Origin of the sequence: Nostoc sp. (assembly GCF_035638895.1) — a bacterium.
Classification (GTDB): Bacteria; Cyanobacteriota; Cyanobacteriia; order Cyanobacteriales; family Nostocaceae; genus Nostoc.
On sequence record NZ_DASQZC010000417.1, the window covers coordinates 1 to 4,821 of the forward strand.

Annotated in this window: 5 protein-coding genes; 1 reads left to right on the forward strand and 4 read right to left on the reverse strand. The window is 42.8% G+C overall.

Annotated features, from left to right (window positions below; genetic code table 11):
- Positions 1-247: 247 nt before the first annotated feature.
- The 4 genes from VE944_RS20820 to nfi form a co-directional block, all read right to left on the reverse strand.
- Positions 248-577: a hypothetical protein gene (locus VE944_RS20820; protein ID WP_324981268.1), complete on the reverse strand. Its 330-nt coding sequence runs from the start codon at positions 575-577 to the stop codon at positions 248-250.
- A 101-nt stretch (positions 578-678) separates the two neighbouring features.
- Positions 679-2,634, reverse strand: a complete 1,956-nt coding sequence (locus VE944_RS20825; protein WP_324981270.1) for an FHA domain-containing protein — start codon at positions 2,632-2,634, stop codon at positions 679-681.
- A gap of 62 nt (positions 2,635-2,696) precedes the next feature.
- Positions 2,697-3,245, reverse strand: a complete 549-nt coding sequence (locus VE944_RS20830; protein ID WP_324981273.1) for an FHA domain-containing protein — start codon at positions 3,243-3,245, stop codon at positions 2,697-2,699.
- Between the two features lie 107 nt (positions 3,246-3,352).
- Positions 3,353-4,018, reverse strand: coding sequence for a deoxyribonuclease V (nfi, locus tag VE944_RS20835; protein ID WP_324981276.1), 666 nt, complete (start codon positions 4,016-4,018; stop codon positions 3,353-3,355).
- A gap of 240 nt (positions 4,019-4,258) precedes the next feature.
- On the opposite strand from nfi, the gene VE944_RS20840 reads away from it, so the two are divergent.
- Positions 4,259-4,780 carry a hypothetical protein gene (locus VE944_RS20840; RefSeq protein ID WP_324981278.1) on the forward strand — a complete coding sequence of 174 codons (522 nt, stop codon included), beginning with the start codon at positions 4,259-4,261 and terminating at the stop codon, positions 4,778-4,780.
- Positions 4,781-4,821: the final 41 nt, after the last annotated feature.

Below are 4,821 nucleotides of genomic sequence, written 5' to 3' on the forward strand. Positions count from 1 at the left end.
TGGATGCGAGATGGATACAGTCCGACTGAAATTATTCTGGCGGCGGCAATTTTAACTTCATTGTCGATTGGGGGAATTGCCTCTGTGATTGTGGCGATTACGGGTTTAGTTAAAACTTTAGTACGCCCGACAAGCGAAAAAACAAAGTAGGCTTACTGGCAAAGGCAAATTTTTTGCTTCGTTGCTATCCCGTCTCGGAATCAATTCCGAGACGGGATAGCTTAAGTCCGTTTGAACGGACTAAATTTTAGTTAATTTGAGTCAGTTTTAACTGACTTGTGCTGTTAACCTGCAATTTGAATCGCACGCGGACTGAAGGTATCGCCCATAACTTGAGCCTTTGAGCTTTTGAACCTGAACGTTGAGCCTTTGAACTTGAACGTTGAGCCTTTGAACTTGAACATTGAGCCTTTTCACTCGAACGTTGAGCCTTTGAACTCGAACGTTGCACCTTTTTACTCGAACGTTGAGCCTTTTCACTCGAACGTTGCACCTTTTTACTCAAACGTTGCACCTTTTTACTCGAACGTTGCACCTTTTTACTCGAACGTTGAGCCTTTTTACTCGAACGTTGCACCTTTTTACTCGAATGTTGAGTCTTTGAACCTCAAATTTGGGATTTGGTACTCAAAACAGTCAAGTAAATACTGTATTTCTTATGCCTTCTGCCTTCTTAAACTAAGGTGACTGATTTAACACCCACTTCAACCACTGCCTAAAGGAACTTATAGTATTCAAACGATGCACTCCAGGCGCACGGGTGGCGGCGAGTCCATCAACGGCGACTAATGCGGCGTATTGCAAGCCCAAGAAACTATCAACTGCTGCATAAGGGCCACCTAAAGTAATAGCTCCAGCAGCATACATTTGACCTCTATCACTACGCATTTCTACTAATTCAAAATTGTTCGCTACAGTCAATCGCCCCAAGTGATTCACTGGAAGATTGTAATGTTTCACCAAATCTGCTATTAGGGGATTAGCATCTACCTTGGCATCCAGTCCGGTAGCGTCAACAATAAAATCAGCTAGCAATTTCATTTCCCCAAAGCTTTGTTCTCGGATACGAGTAATAGTCCGGTTTTGGGCATCTCGTTCTACATCCAGAACCTCTCCAAAGGTAATTTGATACCAGCCTTCGCTTAACCCTTGGGCAGTAATTTGCTGCCAGTCTTGGCGGTCGGCGGTAGTAGTTCCACCCCAGTCTGCTAGTAAACGTTTGCGTTCATCCGGAGGCGCTTTTTCTAACATTGCCCGGAGTTCGCCGCCCCAACAGGCTTTAGGCCAGTTAAAGGGCTGAAATTCGTAATGATTTTTGACTAGGCGCTGGGTATTTTGAAATTTGTTGCCTTGAGGTTTAGGCGATCGCATTAAATGCAAAACTGCAATATTCCGATTTCTTTTTCTAGCTTCATAAATGCGCTGTACAATCCGCGAAGCCACAATTCCCCGCCCCCGAATCAATACCGTACCACCTTGTTGCTCTAGTTGCTCATAAACATGATCGTGAGCTTCATAAGCATTGACGACAGATTTAAAATCTTGATATTTTTCCCTATAAGCTTGCAAATCTGGGAGAAACTGAATTGCTGGATACCCAGTAGCTAAATGTAAATAACGAGTAACTAAAAAAGCATAATTTCCTGGGGCGCGAGAATAGGCTATACAATATCTGCCATCATCAGTTTTGCGAATTCCCCTAACTCGTCCATAGCGATAAATTTGATTCCAGCCAATGCGTTTCGCCTCCCTATCTATGGAATCAAAGACATTACCCGCACGGGGAGTATAAGTTTCTGCAAATGTTGGTTCAGCAAACACTTGCCACAAATACTTGAATGCTGATTTTATCTGTCCCTTGCTGAAATCGTGCCAAGCCTCACGCAAGGCATAACTAGGCCAGCCCCAAATATTATCAGGACAAGAGTCAGAATTAGAACGCAGTCTTTCATATAAGGGAATTTGCGAATTTAAACAAAGGCGTTTATAACGAGCGTAAGGTTCCGCCTCTAATCCCAAAGCCACAATTTTGTCAGCACGCACACCACTAATTCGCAGCAAATCAGCCCAAACAAAGCTACCCAGTCCTGCCCCGATCGCTAGATAATCAGATTCATCTACTGGTAGACCTGTAGCATGAAGTGCTTGCACAGCGACATTTTCCGCCTGAAACGCTAATGGCGGGAAATTACTCGTCAACGGCGTTATGGGCTGGGCTACAGGTAAGCTGGGGTCTGGAAGATTGGTATTTGCGTTGAAATGAATCGTTGAAGGAGGGCTGGTATCTGGTGCGGGTACGTTAGCAGCAAATGTCACTGTGATCATATAAGGGCCAATTTGTAACGTATCGCCATTAACCACCACACTGCGCGTTTGTGGTTGACCGTTGACATATACACCGTTAACGCTGCCTTGGTCAATCACTACTAGATGGTCTTGTTCCCAGTCAATTAGGGCATGGTAACGAGAAACTTCGTTACTGTTAAGCAGCATCCGAGAAACCCGCACTCCCCTAAGTTCAGCAGGTAAGCGAACGAATTCTCGACCAAAAGCGATCGGCATACTCAACCTTGGTTGTCGTCGTTCACCCGTCGCTGGATCGTCCCAACTTAATTGGATTTGTTCATTAGTCATTAGTCATTAGTCATTGGGCATAGGAAAAAACTCTTGTACAGACGCGATTAATCGCCTCTCTCCTAACTCCCTCCTACCAACACACTCACCGCCGCAGCTAAAGATGTTCCACACCAATGACAGCCAATTTGTAGATTTTCTCCTGGGGAAACTTTATGACATTTGGGGCATTCTAAGCCATAAACTCCTGGCGGTGGTGCAAGGGGTGTTGGTGAATACTGGTGATGTCCAATATTTACTGGTGGATGTGGTGGCAGCAAAATTGTTGCTGGAATACTACCTGTGGAAACGCTAGTAACATTGAGTTTTATTTGTCCCAAAGAGATACTAGTGCCCTGAGTTAAAGGCATTTCACCTTGGACTAATTGCCGTCCATCGATAAGGGGCGGATTTTGCGATCGCAAATTCCTAATATAAAAGCGTTGTTGCTGGTGATGAAAAAATATTTCAACGTGTAAACCAGAAACAGTGGGGTGACTCAGAACAATATCGCACCGGAGTGGATCGCGACCGATGCGGACAGTGCCAAGATTTTTACTTGGCTGTTGCTCGTAAATGTTCTGAGTTTTATCTTGCCCTGCATCGTGCCACTGTAAAGTTAGTGCGCTCATTGTTCTAACTTCGTAAATCGTATTTAGCTACTTCAACTTCTTTCTGTGCGATTCCTAACACGCTTGAGTCGGTACAAGCAAGTATTTTAAAAAAATTTCAACAAGCTTTATTTAGCCGACGCTAATTTATCAGCGATGCGCGTCGTTTCTGGCAGGCGATATTTGGGCGTACAGCGTAATACATAGTCAATCGCCGTAGCTAAACTAACTCGATGGCCACTGGAGATGTAGAGAGGTTTTACTCCTGTGCGTGTGCGTAGAACTGCCCCAACCGTTTCACCTTTATATATAAGTGGTTGCTTGCTGCCTTTTGTTTCTGGCAATTCCTCATACTTGCCTACCAACCTTGACTTGGCTACACCAATTGTCGGCATATCTATAAGTAACCCTAAATGGCTAGCTATACCTAATCCACGGGGATGGGCAATTCCTTGACCATCACACAAGATAATATCTGGTGTTGTTTTAATCTTCTCTAGGGCATCGAGAACAGCTGGAATTTCCCGAAATGAGAGGAACCCAGGAACATAAGGAAAGGTTGTAGGACGGTGTGCTAGGCTTGTTTCAATTACTTGCAAATCAGGAAAACTCAGTACTGCAACAGCTGCACGGCTAATGGTTCCATCAGCTTCAAAACCCATATCCACTCCAGCAACGTACTGAATAGGTTCTTGGAATTGATCCTCAGTAATTACTTGATCGCGCAGCTTTTCTTGGATAACTATGGCTTCCTCCAGCGTGGAGGGCCAAGCATGATCTCGATAAAACTTCATATTGAGAATTGGAATTAAACTAATTAATATTAATCCTGTTATGGCAAGCACAAAAACAATAGTTTTTGATGTTGATACAGGGAAAATCTATTTTTTGCAAAAATCTGTGAATGACTATCTTTATCCTAGACATTTTAGCCCCGGTTAGCTGATATCTTGCATCATAATGTTACTTAAGGCTGTCAAGAGGGAATCCTGAGAATATAAGTTTATTTTTTTAGATTTTCTCTTTTACTGGTTATGACACAGCCAAATATTCTGGAACTTGCAAAACAGGGAGATGTACAGGCGATCGCATCTCTGATGAACCGCCACTTACACCCCAAAGGGATCACTGCACAAGTTGCTTTCCAAGATACTTGCTTGGAGGTAATACTAGAATCTGCCCAAGTACTAAATCATGAAATTTTAGTTCCATTTATCCGCAAAGGGTTAACGGCTTTAGGGGCTGCATCTATTGAAATAGTGAAAGTTTACGGACAACAAACTGGTAAGGAGTTTCCAGCTTGGAGTAAAGAGTTTAATTTAGGCATAGCAGAAGCTGAACTAGAACCAGTAAATGATGAACACTCTTCCAGTAATCCTCAACCCCTAACTATTTTTATTAACTTAAGTGGCGATACTGCGCAGGGATTAACCAACCAAGATTTTGAATTTATTGCTAATCAAATCAGTACTGATATTTTATCATCTTGTTCTGAAATTATGATTCAAAAAGTAAGTATTAGTAATGGTAGTTCTGTAGTTACAAAAGAACGATAGTATTTAATTTACCTTATGCATAAAGGTAGAGAAATAATCTA